This is a genomic window from Streptomyces ferrugineus (genome assembly GCF_015160855.1).
In the GTDB taxonomy this organism is placed as follows: domain Bacteria; phylum Actinomycetota; class Actinomycetes; order Streptomycetales; family Streptomycetaceae; genus Streptomyces; species Streptomyces ferrugineus.
In genome coordinates this window covers 1,009,713-1,030,754 of the sequence record NZ_CP063373.1, presented here as the reverse complement: position 1 = coordinate 1,030,754, position 21,042 = coordinate 1,009,713, and the positions used below count along the sequence as shown (strand labels likewise).

The window sequence follows — 21,042 nt, the reverse complement described above, 5'->3', positions numbered from 1 at the left end:
GCCCCATGACAGTTGACGCTCTGACAGATGTCGCGGGGCTGCGGGTGGGGCACGCGACGCGTACCGGCGACGGTTGGCTCACCGGCACCACGGTGGTGCTGGCACCCGAGGGCGGTGCCGTCGCCGCGGTGGACGTGCGCGGCGGCGGGCCCGGTACCAAGGAGACCGACGCGCTCGATCCGCGCAACCTGGTGCAGAAGGTCGAGGCGATCGTGCTGACCGGCGGCAGCGCGTACGGGCTCGACGCGGCGTCCGGGGTGATGGCCTGGCTGGAGGAACAGCGGCGCGGGGTGCGGGTGGGGGTGGATCCGGCGCATGTCGTGCCCGTGGTGCCCGCCGCCTGTGTCTTCGACCTCGGCCGCGGCGGCGACTTCCGGGCCAGGCCGGACGCGGCCACCGGGCGGGCTGCGGTCGAGGCGGCCGCGGCGAGCGAGGCGGGCGCCGCGGTGCCGGAGGGCTGTGTGGGCGCCGGTACGGGAGCCACCGTGGGCCCGGTCAAGGGCGGGATCGGCACCGCGAGCACGGTGCTCGACTCGGGGGTGACGGTGGCCGCGCTGGTGGTGGCCAACGCGGCTGGGGCGGTCGTGGATCCGGAAACCGGTGTGCTGTACGGGGAGTTGTTCCAGGGGCGCGTGCCATACCCGGAGGCGCACGTCCACGAGGCCGCACGCCGGCGCCTCGCCGAGCTCGCGGAGAAGAACGCGCTGCCACCGCTGAACACGACGCTCGCGGTCGTCGCCACCGACGCGGACCTGTCGAAGGCGCAGGCACAGAAGCTGGCGGGTACGGCACATGACGGGATCGCTCGGGCGGTACGACCCGTGCATCTGCTCCACGACGGGGACACCGTGTTCACGCTGGCCACCGGTCAGCGCCCGCTGGACGCCGGGAATCCGCTCGCGCTCAACGGCCTCCTCGCGGCCGGCGCGGACGCGGTGACCCGGGCGATCGTACGGGCCGTGCGCGCGGCCGAGTCGGTGGCCGGGCCGGGCGGGGTGTGGCCGTCGTACGGGGAGCTGTACGGGGAGGCGTAGCGGGCGAGTTGAGGCGGAGGCGTCTGCTCCGTGCGGCGATTGTCGCGGTTCTGTCACGTGATGGCATTCACCGCGAACGCTGGGAACCCGCTCCGGCGGCGGTGGCCTCTTCCACCGTGGAACGGAACGGATCCCGCAGACCGCATGAAGATGGAGCAGCTCGTGACAACGCCGGACATAACAGCGCGGCGCGCACTGGGGGCCTGTGCCGCCCTGATGATCGGCGCCCTGACGCTCACCGCCTGCGGTGGCAGCGCCAATGCCGACAACGGCGACAAGGGCGGCGACTCCGCCAGGACGTCCGCCGCGAAGATAGCGATCTCGGCGAAGGACGGCTCGACCGGGGCGTCGATCAACACGACCGGCGTGAAGGTCAGCGGCGGCAAGCTGACCGAGGTGACGATGAAGGCGGCGGACAGCGGGCAGGACGTGCCCGGTTCGCTGTCCGCCGACGGGACCGGCTGGAAGCCGAAGGAACAGCTCGAGCGGGGGACGAAGTACGAGATAGCGGCCACCGCGAAGGACGGGGAAGGGCGCACCACCGCCGCCGACTCCACCTTCACCACGGTCTCCTCGGCCAACAGCTTCATCGGGACGTACACTCCCGACGGCGGCACCACGGTCGGCGTCGGGATGCCGGTGTCCTTCAGCTTCGACAAGGCGATCAGCGACAAGAAGGCCGTGCAGTCGCACATCACGGTCACCTCCAGCAGTGGGCAGAAGGTGGTCGGGCACTGGTTCGGCACCCAGCGGCTCGACTTCCGGCCCGAGGAGTACTGGAAGGCCGGCTCCAAGGTCACGATGAAGATCGACCTGGACGGCGTCGAGGGCGCGAACGGCGTCTACGGGGTGCAGAAGAAGACGGTCACCTTCACCGTCGGGCGCTCGCAGGTCTCCACGGTCGACGTCAACACGCAGACGATGACGGTGGTGCGCGACGGCAGCACGGTCAAGTCGGTGCCGATCTCGGCGGGCAGCGCGGAGTTCACCACGTACAACGGGCAGATGGTGATCTCCGAGAAGTTCACGAAGCTGCGGATGGACAGCAGGACCGTCGGCCTCGCCAACGCGTACGACATCCCCGATGTGCCGCACGCGATGCGGCTGACGCAGTCGGGCACCTTCATCCACGGCAACTACTGGTACAACAAGGGCAACCCGCCCTTCGGGCGACAGGGCACCAGCCACGGCTGCGTCGGCCTGCAGGATGTCCGGGGCGGACAGGGGGACACGCCCTCCAAGTGGTTCTACGACAACTCGATCCTCGGCGACGTGGTGATCGTCAAGAACTCCCCCGACAAGACCGTGACGCCGGACAACGGGCTCAACGGCTGGAACATGGCGTGGAGCCAGTGGGTCGCGGGGAGTGCCGTCTGATCCACTGAAGTAGTGTCCGAGCAGGGATTCTTGACAGTTCGTCGGGCCGCGCGGGAACTTCTCGCGCGGCCCGAGCGTTTTACCGGACGTACGTTTTCTCGGTTCCCGGACATGATGTCCGACCGAGGGGCTACGGTATGCACCCACAAGGTGACATGCAGCAACGCCGGGAGAAGCCTTGAGCGTTCCGTACGAGACGGCAGCGTACGAACCACCCGAGTCGCCGGAGTCTCCGGAGGAGCACCTCGCGCGACTCCTCGGCCGCGCCCTGAACTCCTTCGAGTTGCCCGACGAGGCGATACGGCGGCTCGACTGTGCGCTGGCTCATGACAGCTCGCTGCACTCCGCGCACCACAGCGCCGGGCTGCACCGCGAGACGTATCGGCACACCTGGCTGCTCGCCGACGGCTCGGCGCTCACCCTGTGGGAACTCGTGCACAACACCGCGCGCGGCCGCGAACCGCAGCACGAGGTGTACGCCGACGAGGAGGAGCTGCGCGCCGCGACCGCGCGGCTGCCGCTGCCGCCGGACGCGCCGGACTTCGAGCTGCCGGTGACGGTGCAGTTGTCGCCGATCCCCGCGCCCCGGCACGCGTATGTGCCGGACGACTCGCCGGACCATGCCCGCCGGTTGCTGCGCCGGGCGGAGAACGCCGACCGGCCGGGCACGGAGACGGCCGCGTTACTGGCCACGGCGTGCGCGCACCAGATCACGCAGGCCTTCGGGCGCCCGTGCCGTGCGGGCCGCGCCGGGCTGTGCTTCGCGCTCTACGAGCACGCCTTTCTGCTGTGCGACGGCGAGGAGGTCTCCCTCTGGGAGGTCGAGCACACGGCGACGCCCGACGGGCGGCACATGTGCGAGGTGTACGTCAGCGAGGACGCGGCACGCGACGCGATGGAGCGCCGGGCGGCGCAGGTGCCGTAGGGCAGCCCTGGCGCGGGCTCCGTGCTCAGCGGCCGTCGTCGAGGCGGCGCACCAGGCCCGCGAAGGCGTCCCGTTCCGCCGGGGTGAGTTCGACGGACTCCCGGTCGGGGGCGGTCTGCCGCTGGGGCGGAAGGCCGGAGAGCTTCTGGTCGGTGGCCCGTCGGGGGTGCACCGGGCGGGGGCGGCGCAGCAGGCGGATCAGTCCCGTCACCCACAGCGCGGCCGCCAGGGCGAGCACGACGGGGCCCAGGAGCTGGAGCATCGAGACGTTTTCCGGCATACGCCCCAGTAGACATCACGGTCCGAGCCGAAGGGCCCGGACCGTGATGTATCTCGCAGGTGCCGTGAACAACTCACAGCGCCCCAAAGGGACAAGCGGGCGGCCTGTCCGGCGGAGGGCTTACGCCGCCACCGGCTGCTTGGCCTCCGCGCCCGCGACCGCCGGGGACTTGGCGGCCGCAGTGCCGTCGGGTGCCGTCTTGCGCATGCCCTTCAGCAGGATGACCAGGCCCGCCGTGACCGCCGTACCGGCCGCGATGGCCAGCAGGTAGAGGAACGGCTTGCCGATCAGGAAGGTGACCCAGATGCCGCCGTGCGGGGCGCGCAGGGTCGAGCCGAAGGCCATGGTCAGCGCGCCGGTGACCGCGCCGCCCGCCATGGAGGCGGGGATCACGCGCAGCGGGTCGGCCGCGGCGAACGGGATCGCGCCCTCGGAGATGAAGGAGGCGCCCAGGACCACGGCGGCCTTGCCGTTCTCGCGCTCGGCGGTGGTGAACAGGCGCTTGCGGACGAAGGTCGCCAGGGCCATGCCCAGCGGCGGGACCATGCCCGCGGCCATCACGGCGGCCATGATCTTCATCGCGGAGTCGCTGGGGGCGGCGACCGAGATGCCGGCCGTCGCGAAGGTGTAGGCCACCTTGTTGACCGGGCCGCCGAGGTCGAAGCACATCATCAGGCCGAGCAGGATGCCGAGCAGGACGGCGTTGGTGCCGGAGAGACCGTTCAGCCAGTCGGTCAGGCCCTTCTGCGCCTCGGCGATCGGCTTGCCGATCACCACGAACATCAGGAAGCCGACGGCGATCGAGGAGACCAGCGGGATCACCACCACCGGCATGATGCCGCGCAGCACCGGTGGGATGTTGACGCGCTGGATGCCGAGGACCACACCACCGGCGATCAGACCGGCGACCAGACCGCCGAGGAATCCGGCGCCGATCGTGACGGAGATCGCGCCGCCGACGAAGCCGGGCACGAGTCCCGGCCGGTCGGCCATGCCGTAGGCGATGTATCCGGCGAGGACCGGGACGAGGAAGCCGAAGGCCGCCGCGCCGATCTGGAACAGCAGCGCGCCCCAGCTGTCGACCTGGCCCCAGTCGAAGTGCTCGGTGACCGACTTGGCCTCGTTGATCTGGTAGCCGCCGATCGCGAAGCCGAGGGCGATCAGCAGACCGCCGGCCGCGACGAACGGCACCATGTAGCTCACGCCGGACATCAGCCACTTGCGCAGCTTGGTGCCGTAGCCCTCGCCGGGCTCGCCGGTGCGCTCCACGGGGGTGCCCGGCCCGGCCGCCGCGGTGACCTCGCCGCGGGCCGCCTTCTCGCGGACCTCGGCGATGAGTTCGGCGGGGCGGTTGATGCCCGCCTTCACACCGGTGTCGACGGTCGGCTTGCCGGCGAACCGGCTCTTCTCCCGTACGGCCACGTCGTGGGCGAAGATCACACCGTCCGCCGCCGCGATGACGGCCGGGTCGAGCCGGGTGAAGCCGGCCGAGCCCTGTGTCTCGACGACGACCTCGACGCCCGCCTCACGGCCCGCGTTCTCCAGCGACTCGGCCGCCATGTAGGTGTGGGCGATGCCGGTCGGGCAGGAGGTGACGGCGACGATGCGGAAGGGGCGCTCGTCGGAGGCGTCGGTGGTGGTTCCCGTGGCGTCGTCGGAGGAGGCCGCCACCGACGACGCCACGGAGTCTGCGGGTTCTTCCGAAGCGGCGGCCGGCGGCTCCTCGCCCCGGATCAGCGCCGCCGCCGACGCCGCGTCGCCCGCCGAGCGCAGCGCGTCCGTGAACTCGGTGTTCATCAGCTGCCTGGCCAGCGACGACAGGATCGTCAGATGGGCGTCGTCCGCGCCCGCCGGGGCCGCGATCAGGAAGATCAGGTCGGCGGGGCCGTCCGCCGCGCCGAAGTCGATGCCGGCGGCGCTGCGCCCGAAGGCGAGCGTCGGCTCGGTGACGTGCTCGCTGCGGCAGTGCGGGATGCCGATGCCGCCGTCGAGGCCGGTCGGCATCTGTGCCTCGCGGGCGGCCACGTCGGCGAGGAAGCCCTCCAGGTCGGTCACCCGGCCCAGGGCCACCATGCGCTCGGCGAGGGCGCGCGCCGCCGCCTCCTTGGTGTCGGCGGACAGGTCGAGATCGACCAGGTCCGCGGTGATCATGTCGCTCATCGCGGGCTCCTTCGCACGCGTATCGCCCGGGGAGTCTGGTGGGCGGGGAAGGGGACGGGGGTGCCATGGGGGGTGGCGGGACTGCTGTGGGGGCTGGGGGTGGAGGAGGCGGGGTCGGGGAAGTCCCGCCTCCTCCGGGCGGCAGAGCGGCTCAGGAGGCCCTGCCGTCCGTCTTTGGCCGTGAGTAACAGCGAGCTTCGCCGCTCGACGAACCGATCGGCAAGAACTGTGACAATTGCGACACTCGTCATGACACCGGCTCCTTCAGTACGCGATCCACCGGCACCTCGGCCGTGACCGTCACCGCCGCCAGGTCCAGCTCCGCCGGCGAGGGCATCACGCTGCCGGGGAGCTGTACGGCCGCCGCGCCGTGGGCGACGGCGGAGGCCAGCGCCTCGGGCCCGCTGCCCCCGGCGATCAGGAAGCCGGCGAGGGAGGAGTCGCCGGCGCCGACATTGCTGCGCACGACGTCCACGCGGGCGCTGCCGAACCAGGCACCGGCGTCGTCGACGAGGAGCTGTCCGTCGGCGCCCAGGCTCGCGAGCACGGCGCGTGCGCCCATCTCGCGCAACTCCTCGGCCGCCTTCACCGCGTCGCCCACGGTGACCAGGGGGCGCCCGACCGCCTCCGCGAGCTCCTCGGCGTTCGGCTTGACCACGTCGGGCCGCGCCCGCAGCGCTTCGAGGAGCGCGGGACCGGAGGTGTCCAGCGCGATCCGCGCGCCACCGGAGTGCGCCCGCGTGACCACGTCGGCGTACCAGGAGGGGGCGAGTCCGCGCGGCAGGCTGCCGCAGCAGGCGATCCAGTCCGCGTCGTGCGACTGCTCGCGCACCGTCTCCAGCAGCAGTTCCTGCTCGGCCGCGGACAGTTCGGGCCCGGGTGCGTTGATCTTCGTCAGCACCCCGTCCGACTCCGCGAGCGCGATGTTGGAGCGGGTGGCCCCGGCGACCGGGACCGGCGCCACCTCGATGCCCTGCGCGTCGAGCAGGTCGGCGACGAGTGCGCCGGGCGCGCCGCCCAGGGGCAGGACCGCGACCGTGCGCTGTCCGGCGGCCGCCACCGCGCGCGAGACGTTCACGCCCTTGCCGCCCGGGTCCATGCGCTCGCCGGTGGCGCGGATGACCTCGCCGCGGTCGAGGGAGGGGACCTCGTAGGTGCGGTCCAGGGACGGGTTCGGGGTGACGGTGAGGATCATGCGCGCACTACTTCCGTGCCGCCGCGCTCTATGGCGGAGGCGTCTTCGGGGCTCAGCCCGCTGTCGGTGATCAGCAGGTCCACGTCGCTCAGGTCGCCGAAGCGGGCGAAGTGCTCCTGGCCGTGCTTGGAGGAGTCGGCGAGCAGCACCACGCGGCGGGCCGCGGCCACGGCCGCGCGCTTGACCGCGGCCTCGGCGAGGTCGGGGGTGGTCAGACCGTGCTCGGCGGAGAAGCCGTTGGCCGCGACGAACAGGACGTCGGCGCGGATCTCGCCGTATGCGCGCAGCGCCCAGGCGTCCACGGCGGCGCGCGTACGGTGCCGTACCCGCCCCCCGATCAGATGGAGCTGGATGCCGGGGTGGTCCGCGAGGCGGGCCGCGATGGGCAGGCTGTGGGTGACGACGGTGAGGGACGCCTCCAGCGGCAGCGCGCCGGCGAGGCGGGCCACCGTCGTACCGGCGTCGAGGATCATCGTGCCCTCGGTGGGCAGCTCGGCGACGGCCGCCTTGGCGATCCGGTCCTTCTCGTCGGCCGCGGTCGACTCCCGCTCGGTGAGGTCCGGCTCGAAGTCCAGGCGCCCGACCGGGATCGCACCACCGTGCACACGGCGCACGAGCCCGGCGCGGTCGAGGGCCTTCAGGTCCCGGCGGATCGTCTCCGCCGTCACCTGGAACTCCTCGGCCAGCGACAGGACGTCCACTCGGCCGCCGTCACGGGCGAGCCGGAGGATCTCCTGCTGCCGCTCCGGTGCGTACATGTCCGTTCGCCTCCGAACTGTGCCCGAACTTGTGGTTTCGCCCCGGAGGCTACGCCCGGATTTCCGGAAAGTAAACAGGTTCGGGCTCAATCGGGCGTGATCAAGTTCCAATGTGGGCATGAACGGGCCTGTGAGCAGGCATGAGCGCACACGAAGAGAGGCCCGGCACCGAAGTGCCGGGCCCCTCCCCCGCCCTCAGGACATCGCCGTCAGGCCACCAGCTCGGGCTGCTTCTCCGGCGTCGGCCTCGGGTCGTCGGCCGCTCCCTCGATGTGCTGCGCCGGCCGCCCGGGCAGCGCGAACATCAGCAGGAAGATGGCGCACATCACCGCGACCACCCAGCCGAGCGCGTTCTGGAAGGCGTCCACGAAGGCGGGGCCCACCTGCTCCGGCCGCAGGTGGTCGGCGATCGAGCCGAAGAACACCACCGAGACCAGGCCGAGGCCGAGGGCGTTGCCCATCTGCTGGACGGTGTTGATCAGGCCCGACGCCGAACCGGCGTGCTCGCGCGGCACCTCGGAGAGGATCGCGTCCGTCAGCGGGGCCACGATCAGCCCCATGCCGACGCCCATCACGACCAGGGGCAGGGCCATCTGCCAGGGGGCGATGGCCAGACCGTAGCGGCCCGCCTCCCACAGGTAGATCAGAACGCCGGCCGCCATCACCAGCGCGCCCGCCTGGAGCACCCCTCGGCCGAAGCGCGGGACCAGCTTCTGCACGGACAGGCCGGCCGCCGTCGAGACGGCGATCGAGAACGGGATGCCGGTCAGGCCGGCCTTCAACGGGCCCCAGCCCAGGCCGAACTGCATGTACAGCGTCCAGACCAGGAAGAAGATGCCGAGCGCCACACCGAAGACGGTCTGCACGGCGATACCGGCCGCGAAGCTCTTCACCCTGAACAGGGGGAGCTCGATCAGCGGGGAGCCGTCCCGGGCGGCCTTCCGCTTCTCGTAGGCCACCAGCGCCCCGAGGACGATGAGCGCGCCCGCCATCGACCCGTACCCCCACAGCGGCCAGCCCAGCTCACGGCCGCGGGTCAGCGGGTAGAGCAGCATCAGCAGACCGAGGGTGACGAGCGCGACGCCGACCAGGTCCAGCTTCAGCGCCCGCGGCGCCTTGGACTCGGTGATGTAGCGGCTGCCGAGGATCAGGCCCGCGATGCCCACGGGGAGGTTGATCAGGAAGATCGGGCGCCATTCCAGGCCGAAGAGGTTCCACTCCGTCAGGAGCGCGCCGAGCAGGGGGCCGGTGACCGCGCCGAGGCCCACCACCGCGCCGAACAGGCCGAAGACCTTGCCGCGTTCGTGTGCCGGGAACGTGGCGTGCACGATCGACAGGACCTGCGGGACCATCAGCGCCGCCATCGCGCCCTGAAGGATGCGGGAGGCGACCAGCATCTCGGGGTTCGCGGCGAAGCCGCACAGGGCGGAGGCGACGGTGAAGCCGCCGATGCCGATGAGGAACAGCCGCTTGCGGCCGTGTATGTCGCCGAGTCGTCCCCCGGTGATCAGGCCGGCGGCGAAGGCGAGCGCGTAGCCGGCGGTGATCCACTGGATCTGGCTGAAGGTCGCTCCGGCGTCGCGCTGGATCGACGGGATGGCGATGTTGACGATCGTGACGTCCACGAGGTCCATGAAGGCCGCGGTCATCACGATGGCCAGGGCGAACCAGCGGCGGCGGTCGCCCGGGGCGGGCTCGGTCGCCGTCGTGGCGGTGGGACGGGGGGTGGAACCGGTGGGACTGGGGGTGGAACTGGTGGGACTGGGGGTGGAACTGGTGGGACTGGTGGGGCTGGGGGTGGTCTCGGCTGAGGTCATGGCTTGAAGGTATTCCGGCAGTAGGTCAGATCGTGTCCTAGTTCTGCGGCATGCTCGGATTCATGACGACGGATACTCCGGCACGGCTGCTGACGCTTCTCTCGCTCCTTCAGACGCCCCGCGAATGGCCAGGCGGCGAGCTCGCCGACCGGCTCGGGGTCTCCCGGCGCACGGTCCGGCGGGACGTCGACCGGTTGCGGGAACTGGGATACCCCGTGCAGGCGACCAAGGGCGCCGACGGGGGGTACCGGCTCGTCGCGGGCAAGGCGCTGCCGCCGCTGGTGCTGGACGACGAGGAGGCCGTGGCGATCGCGGTCGGACTGCGGGCCGGCGCGGGGCACGCGGTCGAGGGCATCGACGAGGCGTCGGTGCGGGCGCTGGCCAAACTGGAGCAGGTGCTGCCGTCGCGGCTACGGCACCGGGTGAGCACGCTCCAGGCCGCGACCACGCCGTTGACCAGTGGGGACGGGGCGAGCATCGCGCCCGAGACGCTGACCGTGATGGCGTCGACCGTTGCGGGGCGGGAGCGGCTGCGGTTCGCGTACCGGGCGAAGGACGGCACGGAGTCGCGCCGCCTGACCGAGCCGCATCGGCTGGTGTCGACGGGGCGGCGCTGGTATCTCGTCGCGTACGACCTCGATCGGGGCGACTGGCGGACGTTCCGGGTCGACCGGGTGAGCGAGCCCCTTGCGACCGGGGCGCGGTTCGCTCCGCGGGAGTTGCCCACGGGGAGTGCCGCGGAGTATCTGCGGCAGTCGATTCGGCCACGGCAGGAGACGTACGAGTTCGCGGCCACGTTCGCCGCGGAGGCCGATGCCGTGAGTGCGCGGTTGCCTCGGTGGCTGGGGGTGCCGGAGGCGCTGGGCGACGGGCGTTGCCGGATGCGGGCGGCTACGAGTGAGCCGGTGGAGTGGCTGGCCGTGCGGTTGGCGATGGTGGGGTGCGAGTTCGTGGTGGAGGCGCCGGAGGAACTGGTGCGGTGTGTGCGGGAGTTGGGTGGGCGGTTGTCGCGGGGGGCCTCCGGCGGTTGAGCCGGGGATGCCTGCGGCGGCCCGTTGCGGTTCGGTGGGGGTTCGCGTAGCGCCTGCGGGCGCATTGTGGGTCGGGGCCGCGCCGGGGGGTGTCCGTCCTCGGTCGGGCGGTTGCCGTCGGGCAGGGTGGTTGCCCCCTTCTTGACGCCCGCCGCTGCGGGCGGACACCCCCCGACACGGCCCCTCGCCGCCGTACGCGACTGCGGGTGCGTGGGGTCAGGGGCCGGGCTCCCGAGGTCCAGTACGCGGCTGTGGGTGCGTGGGTGCGTGGGTGCGTGGGACCCCGGGCCGGGCTCCCGCCGGCCCGTACGCGGCAGTCCGTGCGTGGGGTCAAGGGCCCGGCTCCCGCCCGCCCGTACACGGCAGTCCGCGCGTGGGGCCAAGGGCCCGGCTCCCGCCCGCCCGTACACAGCAGTCCGCGCGCGGGGCCAAGGGCCCGGCTCCCGCCCGCCCGTACACAGCAGTCCGCGCGCGGGCCCTCAGGCCTGGCTCCCGCCCGCCCGTACACAGCAGTCCGCGCGCGGGCCCTCAGGCCCGGGCTCCGAGGTTCTCCCACGGGAAGTTTCTCAGCGCTGCCAAGTTGGCCCGTGCCAGGGACGCTGGGCCCTCGGGGCCCTGGGCGGGGGCGTTGCCCGAGGCCCATGTCTCCACGGCCACGCGTACGGACGCGGCGGCCGCGGCTGCCGCGAAGTTCAGGGCGGCAACGTTGTCGTGGCCGGTTCTCGCCGCCAGTGCGTCCGCCAGTGTGCGTTCGGACTCGTGGCACACCTCGGCCCAGACCTTGCGCAGGGCGGGGTTCGACGTGGCCAGGCGGACCAGGGTGCGGGCCCATTCCCAGGAGGACTCCGAGATGCCCGCGCCGGGGGTCAGGGTGTGGTGGAGGGCGTGTTCCAGGGCCTGGGGGACGGGGAGGTCGGCGGGGGCGTCGCGGACCGCCTCGGTCCAGCGGTCGGCGCCTGCCGCGTAGAGCGGGGCCACCGCCTCCTCCTTGGTGGCGAAGTAGCGGTAGAAGGTGCGCGGTGCGATGCCGGCGGCCTGGGCGATGTCCTCGGCCCGGGTGGCCCGTAGGCCCTGTCGCACGAAGAGGGCGGCCGCTGCGCGGGCGATCTCCATGCGGGTCGCCGCCTTGCGTCGCTCCGTCAGGGAGGGGGTGGGGCTGCTCACGCTCGGCAGGCTATGCCGATGTGGCACAATCTGCCATTCGGGTGGGCCACCCCGTGGTTCAGGTACGGGGTGGCCTGCCCGTTCGGGCTGTCGTGGGCCCTGGCGCGCAAAAGGAGCCGGGCTTCGGCACCCAGGGGGGATGGGCGCCGAAGCCCGGCTCGGGGGAGGTCCCGGCGCCGGGGGGAGTGCGTCGGGACTTGGTCCGGTGATGGGTGGGACGGCCTCGGGAGCCAACTCCCTTGCCCGGAGGTCTTGTTCCCGGTGGCCCATGGATTGAAGCGGCGTAACAACGCCATGTTTGCGCGGTCTTTGGCCACCCGGCGTACGCCCCCGCCCCGGAAGGCGGGGGGTTACGCGGCGGCGTCGAAGCCGGTGCTGCGCGCCAGCTTCTTCAGTTCCAACAGGGCGTGCTTCTCGATCTGGCGGATGCGTTCGCGGGTCAGTCCGTGCTCCTTGCCGACCTCGGTCAGGGTGCGCTCCCGGCCGTCCTCGATGCCGTAGCGCATCTTGATGATGGATGCCGTGCGCTGGTCCAGGCGGCCGATCAGGTCGTCCAGTTCCTCGCTGCGCAGGAGGGTGAGGACGGACTGTTCGGGGGAGACCGCCGACGTGTCCTCCAGCAGGTCGCCGAACTGGGTCTCGCCGTCGTCGTCCACCGACATGTTGAGGGACACCGGGTCGCGGGCCCAGTCCAGGACGTCCGCGACCCGCTCCGGGGTCGAGCCGAGCTCGGCGGCGATCTCGGCGTGCTCGGGGTCACGGCCGTGCTCGCGGTTGAACTCGCGCTGGACGCGGCGGATCCGGCCCAGCTCCTCCACCAGGTGGACGGGCAGCCGGATGGTGCGGGACTGGTCGGCGATCGAGCGGGTGATGGCCTGACGGATCCACCAGGTGGCGTACGTGGAGAACTTGAAGCCCTTGCGGTAGTCGAACTTCTCCACCGCGCGCACCAGGCCGGCGTTGCCCTCCTGGATCAGGTCGAGGAGGGGCAGGCCGCTGCGCGGGTAGCGGCGGGCCACCGCGACGACCAGACGGAGGTTGGAGCGGATGAAGATGTCCTTGGCCCGCTCGGCGTCGGCGACGAGGGCCTCAAGCTCCTCGCGGGTGGCGTCCGCCCTGGACTCCTCGTATCCGTCGAGGACCTGCCTTGCGAACACACCCGCCTCGATGATCTGCGACAGCTCGACCTCTTTGGCTGCGTCGAGAAGCGGCGTACGCGCGATCTCGTCGAGGTACATGCCGACCAGGTCGCGGTCCGCGATCTCGCCGCCATGGGCGCGAACACTGCTTGCCGCGCCGGTCTCGCCGGTGGCGGACTGACGACGGGCGACGGCACGGGTTGCCATGCGTGCTCCCTTGCGATGTGGGGCGGGCGGGTGGTTCGTGAACGCTTGGGACTCTTCTCGAGTGCCCGCCGTTCGATGGAAACAACGACTGGAATCAGGACAGAATTCCCAACCCGACCCCTCATTTTTCTGATCTTGCAGTACCCTGTCCGGCCACACGAGGAGGACCGATGCTGTCAGAACGTACAGAGGTGCAGGTCAGACCGGGAGTCGAGGGCGACCTCGAGGCCCTCACCGACCTCTACAACCACTATGTACGTGAGACGCCCATCACATTCGATACCGCGGTCTTCACGCCGGAAGAGCGCCGCCCTTGGCTGCTCTCCCACCCTGAAGACGGCCCGCACCGCCTGATGGTTGCCGTTCAGGGCGGTCCGGGGCGCACCTCACAGCGGATTCTCGGCTATGCCACATCCAGCGCCTTCCGGCCGAAGCCCGCCTACGAGACGTCGGTGGAGACCACGGTCTACCTCGCTCCGGACGCCGGGGGCCGCGGTATCGGCACCCTCCTCTACAAGGCCCTGTTCGAGGCCCTGGCCGAGGAGGACGTGCACCGCGCGTACGCCGGGATCGCGCAGCCGAACGAGGCGTCCACGCGGCTGCACGAGCGGTTCGGCTTCCGGCACGTCGGCACGTACCGGGAGGTGGGCCGCAAGTTCGGCCGCTACTGGGACGTGGCCTGGTACGAGAAGGAGCTGTGAGGGCCTCTTCGCAGGCCCTCAGGGCCGGACGGCTCAGCCGAACTGGACCGAGCGCTTCGCCAGCCCCATCCAGAACCCGTCGATCACGGACCGCTGGGCATCCAGTTCACCGGCCGCCTCCGCCGCGCCCATCGTCACGAACAGCGGGGCGAAGTGCTCGGTGCGCGGGTGGGCGTAGCGGCCCGCCGGGGACTTGTCGAGGAAGTCCAGCAGGGCGTCCCAGTCGCGGCTCTCCAGCGCCCGGCGCCCCCAGTCGTCGAACTCCACCGACCACGCGGGCAGGCCGCCCTGCCGCAGCGCGGCCAGGTTGTGGGTGAAGAAGCCGGAGCCGACGATCAGCACGCCCTCGTCGCGCAGCGGCGCCAGCTTGCGGCCGATCTCCATCAGCCGCGCGGGGTCGAGGGTCGGCATGGATATCTGCAGGACAGGGATGTCGGCGCCGGGGTACATCTCGACGAGCGGGACGTAGGCGCCGTGGTCGAGGCCGCGGTCCGGGATGTCCTGCACCGGTATGCCCGGGGCGCGCAGCAGCTTCCGTACGGACTCGGCGAGCTTCGGGGCGCCGGGAGCCGTATAGGTGACCTGGTAGTAGTGCTCGGGGAATCCCCAGAAGTCGTAGACGAGAGGAACGGTCGTGGTGGCACCGATGGCGAGCGGGGCCTCCTCCCAGTGGGCGGAGACCATGAGGATCGCCTTGGGGCGTGGCAGGCCGGCGGACCAGGCGGCGAGCTCGCCGGGCCAGATCGGGTCGTCCGCGAGTGGCGGGGCGCCATGGCTGAGGTAGAGAGCGGGCATGCGCTCCTGCGTGGCGGCGGACATGGCGACGGCTCCCTCCGGAGACCTGGGGTCTCAGTTGCTTCAATTCTAAAGCTTCTCTGTCGGAAAACCGTACGTCGCAGTAGTTAAAAATTCAAGGAGAGCTCTCGTACAGTGGAGTACATGAATACGGCATCGACTTCCGCGCCACCCGCATCCGCACCGAAACAGGAACCGCGCTGGCTCACCGACGAGCAGCAGCGTGTCTGGCGCACCTACCTGGACGCGGTCTACCTGCTCGAGGACCACCTGGACCGCCAGCTCCAGCGTGACGCGGGTATGCCGCACATCTACTACGGCCTGCTGGTCAAGCTCGCCGAGTCCCCGCGCCGCCGGCTGCGGATGACCGAGCTCGCGATGTACGCGAAGATCACCCGCTCCCGCCTCTCGCACGCCATCGCCCGGCTGGAGAAGAACGGCTGGGTGCGGCGCGAGGACTGCCCCGACGACAAGCGGGGCCAGTTCGCGGTGCTGACCGACGAGGGCCACCAGGTGCTGCGCGAGACCGCGCCGGGCCATGTGGAGGCCGTGCGCCAGGCGATGTTCGACCGGCTCACCGAGGAACAGCAGAAGGCCCTCGGCGAGATCATGCGGATCGTCGCCGAGGGCCTGCAGCCGACGGAAGCGGGTGCGGACCTGCCCTGGCTGCGCTGAACCGCTCGTTTCAGCGAGCCGGGGCAGGTCCTGAAGGCCGTACGTACGGAGCGTCCCCATCCCCGCACGTACGCCTGGTCCCAGGGGTACGGACGGTCGTCGCCAGGCTCAGTGCGCGACGACCGGCACCGCCACCTCGTCCTCGACGCCCTCCTCGGAGGACGCCACCGTCGTACCGCCCGGGCGGCCGGCGTTGACGAAGGTCAGGGCGATGGCCGCGGCCACCACCAGGATGCCGACGGCGAACCAGATGGCGCTGGTGTAGCCCTGCACCATGCCCTCCAGCTGGACCAGCTGCTGCTGGGTCCGGCTGCTCGCGCCGCCGATGTGGTCGGCGATGTAGGACGTGGTCGCCGAGGCGGCGATCGTGTTCAGCAGGGCCGTGCCGATCGCGCCGCCCACCTGCTGCGAGGTGTTGACCATCGCGGAGGCGACACCGGCGTCCTGCGGCTTGACGCCCTGCGTGGAGAGGGACATCGCCGGCATGAACGCGGTACCCATGCCGAGGCCGAGCAGCAGCATCGCGGGCAGCAGGAGCGCGGCGTACGAGGAGCCGATCTCCAGCTGGGTCAGCAGCAGCATGCCGAGCGCGGCGACCAGGAAGCCGGGGCCCATCAGCAGCCGCGGCGCGACCCGGGTCATCAGGCGGGTGCCGATCTGGGTGGAGCCGGTGATCATGCCCGCGATCATCGGCAGGAAGGCGAAGCCGGTCTTCACCGGCGAGTAGCCCTTGACGATCTGCAGGTAGTAGGTCAGGAACAGGAACAGGCCGAACATCGCGATGATCGCGAGACCGAGGGAGAGGTAGACACCGCCGCGGTTGCGCTCGGTGACCACGCGCAGCGGCAGCAGCGGGGCCTTGACCCTGGCCTCGACGAGCACGAAGGCCAGCAGCAGCACACCGGAGGCGACGAACATGCCGACGGTCATCGAGTCGCCCCAGCCGTCGGACTCGGCGCGGGTGAAGCCGTAGACCAGCGCGACCAGACCGAGGGTGGACAGGATCACGCCGGGGATGTCGAGCGCGGAGCGGTTGCGGCCGCCCTCCGGCTCACGGATGACGAACCAGGCACCGGCCGCGGCGATCACGGCGAACGGGATGTTGACGAAGAACGTCCAGCGCCAGTCCAGGTACTCGGTGAGGAAGCCGCCGAGGATCAGACCGACGGCACCGCCACCACCGGCGATGGCGCCGTAGATGCCGAACGCCTTGGCGCGCTCCTTGGCGTCGGTGAACATCACCGCGAGCAGGGAGAGCGCGGCCGGGGCGAGCAGGGCGCCGAACGCACCCTGCAGGGCGCGGGCGCCGAACATCATGGCCTCGTTGGTGGCCGCGCCGCCCAGCGCGGAGGCCGCGGCGAAGCCGCCCAGACCGATGACGAAGGCCCGCTTGCGGCCCCACAGGTCGGCGATCCGGCCGCCGAACAGCAGCAGACCGCCGAAGGCGAGGGCGTAGGCCGTGACGACCCACTGCCGGTTGCCGTCGGAGATGCCCAGGTCCTGCTGGGCGGAGGGCAGGGCGATGTTCACGATGGTCGCGTCGAGGACGACCATGAGCTGGGCTATCGCGATGAACGCGAGGGCTTTCCAGCGGTTGGGATCGACGGCGCCGAGGGCGCTGCCGGTAGCCTTTGCGGCCGTTTCAGACATGGGTGTACCCACTTCGGGACTTCGTGACGGAAAAAGACGGAGAAAGACTGACTGGACGGAGAAAGACTGATTAAGGGGACGGCTCGTCGGCTGTGACGGCCGGTGGCATTCGGTGTGGTGACTGCTGTCGCGCTCTGAACTGATCGGTCAGGCCTTGCGCAGGTCCTCCATGGTCAGCGCCGCGCCCGGCAGGACCGAAGGGGCCGGGGCCCGCAGTCCGTCCAGGAACAGCTGAAGATGGCGGTGGACGAAGCGGTCGGCGATCTGGCACCCGGTACCGGCCGGCGGCCGGCTGAGCTGGGCCACGGCGAGCATGAGGTCACCGACGTCCACGTCGGAGCGGAGCTGGCCGGCCGCCTTGGCGCGGTCCATGATCGCCCCGATGAGCTGCTCGGTCCGCTCCCGCGACGCCTCCAGATCCGGGTGGTTCTTGTCGAACGTGCTCTGGATCATCGGGCACAGCGCGCTGATCCGCTCATCGGCGGCGGTGTGCACAAAGCGCTCCAGGGCCCCGAAGGCATCCCCGGTCTCCGCGAGCGCGAGCTCGGCCGCCGCCGTCGTACGGTCCATGACGGAGCAGACGACCTCGCGGACGAGCGCGTCGCGGTCGGGGAAGTTGCGGTACACCGTGGCGTTGCCGACGCCGGCCCGGCGGGCGATCTCGTCGAGCGGCGCGTCCGGGCCGAACTCGACGAACATCTCCTGGGCGGCGCTGACGATCCGCTCCCGGTTGCGCAGGGCGTCGGCGCGCGGCCGGGGCGCCTTGCGCGGTACGGGGGTCACGGTCTGCACGGTGCACTCCTGATGCTGCTGGGCGGCGATCCGGGGAAGGTGTCCCCGTTTCGCTCGGACACATGGCTAAACGGGGAGAGGGTCCCCGGTTATTTCCCCGTCCGGAAAATATTCCACGTGGCCTAGATCACACCCTTTTCGGCGAAGAACCCACGTTCGGTCTCATCCAGCGCGCGCCCGCGCACCCCTCGACACAGGGTGATCGAGAGGGTGCAGCACGCAGTCCGGCGGCTGCCATGGACTGAAAGGGCCCATGCATGCAGCCGAACCGCCGGATACGCCCCCGCCGTGTGGCCGCCCTCGCCTCCGTCGCCGTGCTGACCCTGGCGGTCAGCACCTCGGCGGGCACCGGGCACCTCACGGCGGGCACCTCGACGGTGGCCGGAGCCGGCCCGGTCTCCCCGGAGCACCCCTCGGCCCTGCGCCCCTGCATGATCAGCGGCCGCTCGACGGTCCAGATGTCCGAGGGCATACCGACGGCCCGCGGTTACGCCCGCTCCACCGGCACCGTCCGCGGCCTCACCCTGATGGTCGACTTCCCCGACACACCCGGCCGCGGCCGCGCCCTCGACCGTTTCGCCGAGTTCTTCCCCCAGACCCGGGACTGGTACCGCACCAGCTCCTACGGCCGCCTCGACTACCGCCCCGAGACACCGATCCGCGGCTGGCTGCGCATGCCCAAGTCCTTCCGGGCGTACGGCATAGAGCGCGGCGCGCCCTTCGACCCCGGGTACCGGAAGCTGGTCGAGGACATCGTGGTCGCCGCCGATCCCAAGGTGGACTTCCGGTCGTACGACTTCCTGAACGTGCTGGTGACACCGAACGCCGGCCCCTCCGCCCTGGACACGGTCCTGTCGGTGACCTTCGCCGGCAACGCCGAGGCCCCGGTCGCCGACGGCGTCTCGGTGGCCAACGCGTCCTTCGTCTACTCCCGCCAGGACGACGGCTCCGGCACCTACCACCGCACCGGCTACCGTGTCCTCCCGCACGAGAACGGCCATGTCTTCGGCCTGCCCGACCTGTACACCGCCGAGGGCGGGGGCGCGGTCGGCCACTGGGACATCATGAGCGAGGACTGGGGGGCCAACAACGACCTGCTGGGCTGGCACAAGTGGAAGCTGTCCTGGCTGGACGACGCACAGGTGCGGTGCGCGGCCGGCCGCGGCACGGCCGAGTACGTGCTGACGCCGCTGGCCCGCGAGGGCGGCCCGAAGCTGGTCTTCGTCCCGCTGAACCGCCGCACCGGCTACGCCCTCGAACTGCGCACCCGCGAGGGCAACGACGAGGCCGTCTGCCGCCCCGGCGTCCTGGTCTACAAGGTCGACGCGGACGTGGACACCGGGATGGGCCCGGTGAAGGTCCTCGACTCCCGCGAGGACAGCGGGGGCTGCACCCGCAGCCCGAACGTCCACGCCGAACTGTCGGACGCCACGTTCGGGCCCGGGGAGGAGTTCGTGGACGAGAAGCGGGGGGTGCGGGTGGCGGTGGTGGGGGTGGACCTGACGGGCGCGTACCGGGTGCGGGTGAGCCGTGAGTAGGCCGGGAGCGGGGGCGTGCGCGGGGGCGTGCGCGGACGGGCGCCCTGATCGCCGTACGCGCGCGTGGATCGCATTACGGTTAGGGCTGCCGCGAACGCCGTACGGAGAGCCGATGCCCGCGAAGACGACCCTGGACGACGACCGTGCCGTACCGGCGGAGGCGGTCACGCCGCTGATCCGGGGGGTGGCGGTGCTGCGGCGGCTGACGGAGGCCGGCGGGACGCTGAGCGCGAGCGCGCTGGAACGGAGCACCGGTCTCGCGCGCTCGACGGTGGACCGGATCGCGTCCACGCTCGCGCGCATGGGATACGTCCGCTTCGACGGCCGCGACATCGTCCTGGCGCCGCGCGTCATGGAACTGGGCAACGCCTACCTGGCCGCCCTCGGCCTGCCGGACCTCCTGTCCTCCCCCGCGGACGCGCTCGCCGACGAACTGGACGAGTCGGTGTCGCTGGCGGTCGCCGACCGCGACGGCATCCGCTTCATCCACCAGGCGACCCGCCGCCGCGCGATGTCCCTCAGCTTCCGCATCGGCGACCTGCTCCCGGCCGAACGCACCGCGCCCGGCCCACTGTTCGCGACGGAGTGGACGGACGCGCAGTGGCGGGCGTGGCGCGAGCGCCGGGCGGCCGACCCGGAGGACCGGGGCTTTCCGGCCGTACCGTGGCAGGTGCACCACCCGTCCTCCGACGAGGACTTCGAGCACCGGGTGGCGCGGGCGGGGGGCGACGGCTGGGCACTGGACGACCAGCTCATCGAGCCCGGGCTGGTCGCGGTGTCCGCACCCGTCAGGGACCCCCGGGCGGGCGGCCGCATCGCCTGCGTGGCGAGCGTGGTGAGCCACACCAGCCGGCACACGGCCGCCGACCTGCGCGAGACGCTCCTGCCCCGACTGCGCACGTCGGTGGCGGAGATGGAACGCGCACTGCGCGAGGCCCCGGCCCCGAGCCCCGGCCCGGGTCCGGCGGGTCTGGCGACCTGGACGGGCGCCTCGAAGCAGGAACTGGGCCGGGAGTTCGTGGAGTCACTGGCGCGCGGGCTGACCGTACTGACCGCGTTCGGCGAGGGCCGCTCGCAGCTGACGCTGACCGACGTGTCCCGCGCGACGGGACTGGCCCGCGCGACCGCCCGCAGGGCCCTCATCACCTACGAGCACCTGGGCCTGGTCACTCAGTCGGGCAGCCGCGCCTTCGCCCTGACTCCCCGGGTACTGTCCCTCGGCTACCCGCCCCTGTCCCGCACGCCCCTCGCCCAGATCGCGGCCCCCCACCTGGCCGATCTGGCCGACCGCGTCCACGAGTCGGCGTCCCTGGCGGTGCTGACTTCCTCGGGCGAGGAGATCCAGTACCTCGCCCGGGCCGCCACCACCCGCGTGATGAGCGTCAACATCACGGTCGGCACGAGACTGCCGGCGTATGCGACATCGCTGGGGCGGGTGCTGCTGGCGGACCTGAGGGGAGAGGGAGGCCAGTCGACACCACCGGGAGCCGAGCCGCTGCGCCCGCTGACCCCGCGCACGATCACGGATCCCGCGGCACTGGCGAGCGCCCTGTCGGACATCCGAGCCCGCGGATACGCCCTGGTCGACGAGGAGTTGGAGGCGGGCCTGCGATCGGTGGCGGTACCGGTACGGGACCGGACGGGCCGGGTGGTCGCCGCGATGAACGTGGCCATGCACGCGGCTCGGCGGTCCGTGGAGGAGTGCGAGCGGGAGGTACTGCCGGAGCTGATGGAGACGGCGGGGCGGGTGGAGGGCGAGCTGCGGGTGGTGGGTCGGTTCGGCCGGGTTGCGGTGGAGTGACGT

18 protein-coding genes are annotated in these 21,042 nt (G+C 71.6%); 8 read left to right on the top strand and 10 right to left on the bottom strand.

Features of this window, described 5'->3' with window-relative positions; translation table 11 throughout:
* Positions 1-5: 5 nt before the first annotated feature.
* From IM697_RS04935 to IM697_RS04925, 3 genes are all read left to right on the top strand, one after another.
* Positions 6-1,034: a P1 family peptidase gene (locus IM697_RS04935; protein WP_194045104.1), complete on the top strand. Its 1,029-nt coding sequence runs from the start codon at positions 6-8 to the stop codon at positions 1,032-1,034.
* A 162-nt stretch (positions 1,035-1,196) separates the two neighbouring features.
* Positions 1,197-2,411, top strand: coding sequence for a L,D-transpeptidase (locus IM697_RS04930; RefSeq protein ID WP_228044506.1), 1,215 nt, complete (start codon positions 1,197-1,199; stop codon positions 2,409-2,411).
* Positions 2,412-2,589: 178 nt separating this feature from the next.
* A complete protein-coding gene (locus tag IM697_RS04925) occupies positions 2,590-3,336 on the top strand; it encodes a DUF6227 family protein (RefSeq protein ID WP_194045092.1) in 747 nt (248 codons plus the stop codon).
* A gap of 25 nt (positions 3,337-3,361) precedes the next feature.
* Here the strand turns inward: IM697_RS04925 and IM697_RS04920 are convergent, their stop codons facing one another.
* From IM697_RS04920 to IM697_RS04900, 5 genes are all read right to left on the bottom strand, one after another.
* Positions 3,362-3,616: a hypothetical protein gene (locus tag IM697_RS04920; protein WP_194045090.1), complete on the bottom strand. Its 255-nt coding sequence runs from the start codon at positions 3,614-3,616 to the stop codon at positions 3,362-3,364.
* Between the two features lie 120 nt (positions 3,617-3,736).
* Complete coding sequence (locus IM697_RS04915) at positions 3,737-5,776, bottom strand: PTS fructose transporter subunit IIABC (protein ID WP_194045087.1); 2,040 nt, start codon at positions 5,774-5,776, stop codon at positions 3,737-3,739.
* 247 nt (positions 5,777-6,023) lie between these two features.
* Positions 6,024-6,971 (bottom strand): 1-phosphofructokinase, encoded by a 948-nt coding sequence (pfkB, locus tag IM697_RS04910; protein WP_194045085.1) that lies wholly within the window; start codon positions 6,969-6,971, stop codon positions 6,024-6,026.
* A complete protein-coding gene (locus IM697_RS04905) occupies positions 6,968-7,729 on the bottom strand; it encodes a DeoR/GlpR family DNA-binding transcription regulator (RefSeq protein ID WP_194045083.1) in 762 nt (253 codons plus the stop codon). Before IM697_RS04905 ends, pfkB begins: the two co-directional genes overlap by 4 nt.
* 209 nt (positions 7,730-7,938) lie before the next feature.
* Entirely contained in the window at positions 7,939-9,546 is a 1,608-nt protein-coding gene (locus IM697_RS04900; RefSeq protein WP_194045082.1) for an MFS transporter, read from the bottom strand.
* A gap of 62 nt (positions 9,547-9,608) precedes the next feature.
* On the opposite strand from IM697_RS04900, the gene IM697_RS04895 reads away from it, so the two are divergent.
* Complete coding sequence (locus IM697_RS04895) at positions 9,609-10,577, top strand: helix-turn-helix transcriptional regulator (protein WP_194045081.1); 969 nt, start codon at positions 9,609-9,611, stop codon at positions 10,575-10,577.
* Between the two features lie 528 nt (positions 10,578-11,105).
* Here the strand turns inward: IM697_RS04895 and IM697_RS04890 are convergent.
* Both IM697_RS04890 and IM697_RS04885 read right to left on the bottom strand, forming a co-directional pair.
* Positions 11,106-11,690 (bottom strand): TetR/AcrR family transcriptional regulator, encoded by a 585-nt coding sequence (locus tag IM697_RS04890; RefSeq protein ID WP_194049590.1) that lies wholly within the window; start codon positions 11,688-11,690, stop codon positions 11,106-11,108.
* A gap of 401 nt (positions 11,691-12,091) precedes the next feature.
* Complete coding sequence (locus IM697_RS04885; RefSeq protein WP_194045080.1) at positions 12,092-13,087, bottom strand: sigma-70 family RNA polymerase sigma factor; 996 nt, start codon at positions 13,085-13,087, stop codon at positions 12,092-12,094.
* Positions 13,088-13,257: 170 nt separating this feature from the next.
* Here IM697_RS04885 and IM697_RS04880 point away from each other — a divergent pair, with 170 nt between their 5' ends.
* Positions 13,258-13,788 (top strand): GNAT family N-acetyltransferase, encoded by a 531-nt coding sequence (locus IM697_RS04880; protein WP_194045079.1) that lies wholly within the window; start codon positions 13,258-13,260, stop codon positions 13,786-13,788.
* 33 nt (positions 13,789-13,821) lie between these two features.
* Here the strand turns inward: IM697_RS04880 and IM697_RS04875 are convergent, their stop codons facing one another.
* The gene (locus tag IM697_RS04875) at positions 13,822-14,607 is read right to left on the bottom strand and encodes a dioxygenase family protein (protein WP_194045078.1); all 786 of its coding nucleotides are present in this window, start codon (positions 14,605-14,607) and stop codon (positions 13,822-13,824) included.
* A 120-nt stretch (positions 14,608-14,727) separates the two neighbouring features.
* Between IM697_RS04875 and IM697_RS04870 the strand changes: the two genes are divergently transcribed.
* The gene (locus IM697_RS04870; protein ID WP_194045077.1) at positions 14,728-15,258 is read left to right on the top strand and encodes a MarR family winged helix-turn-helix transcriptional regulator; all 531 of its coding nucleotides are present in this window, start codon (positions 14,728-14,730) and stop codon (positions 15,256-15,258) included.
* Positions 15,259-15,366: 108 nt separating this feature from the next.
* Here IM697_RS04870 and IM697_RS04865 read toward each other — a convergent pair whose 3' ends face one another.
* Both IM697_RS04865 and IM697_RS04860 read right to left on the bottom strand, forming a co-directional pair.
* A complete protein-coding gene (locus tag IM697_RS04865; protein ID WP_194045075.1) occupies positions 15,367-16,908 on the bottom strand; it encodes an MFS transporter in 1,542 nt (513 codons plus the stop codon).
* A gap of 147 nt (positions 16,909-17,055) precedes the next feature.
* Positions 17,056-17,700, bottom strand: a complete 645-nt coding sequence (locus IM697_RS04860; protein ID WP_194045073.1) for a TetR/AcrR family transcriptional regulator — start codon at positions 17,698-17,700, stop codon at positions 17,056-17,058.
* A 257-nt stretch (positions 17,701-17,957) separates the two neighbouring features.
* On the opposite strand from IM697_RS04860, the gene IM697_RS04855 reads away from it, so the two are divergent.
* Together IM697_RS04855 and IM697_RS04850 are read left to right on the top strand one after the other, a co-directional pair.
* The gene (locus tag IM697_RS04855; RefSeq protein ID WP_194045071.1) at positions 17,958-19,238 is read left to right on the top strand and encodes a M6 family metalloprotease domain-containing protein; all 1,281 of its coding nucleotides are present in this window, start codon (positions 17,958-17,960) and stop codon (positions 19,236-19,238) included.
* 112 nt (positions 19,239-19,350) lie between these two features.
* Positions 19,351-21,039 (top strand): IclR family transcriptional regulator domain-containing protein, encoded by a 1,689-nt coding sequence (locus IM697_RS04850; protein WP_194045069.1) that lies wholly within the window; start codon positions 19,351-19,353, stop codon positions 21,037-21,039.
* The last annotated feature ends 3 nt before the right edge of the window (positions 21,040-21,042 follow it).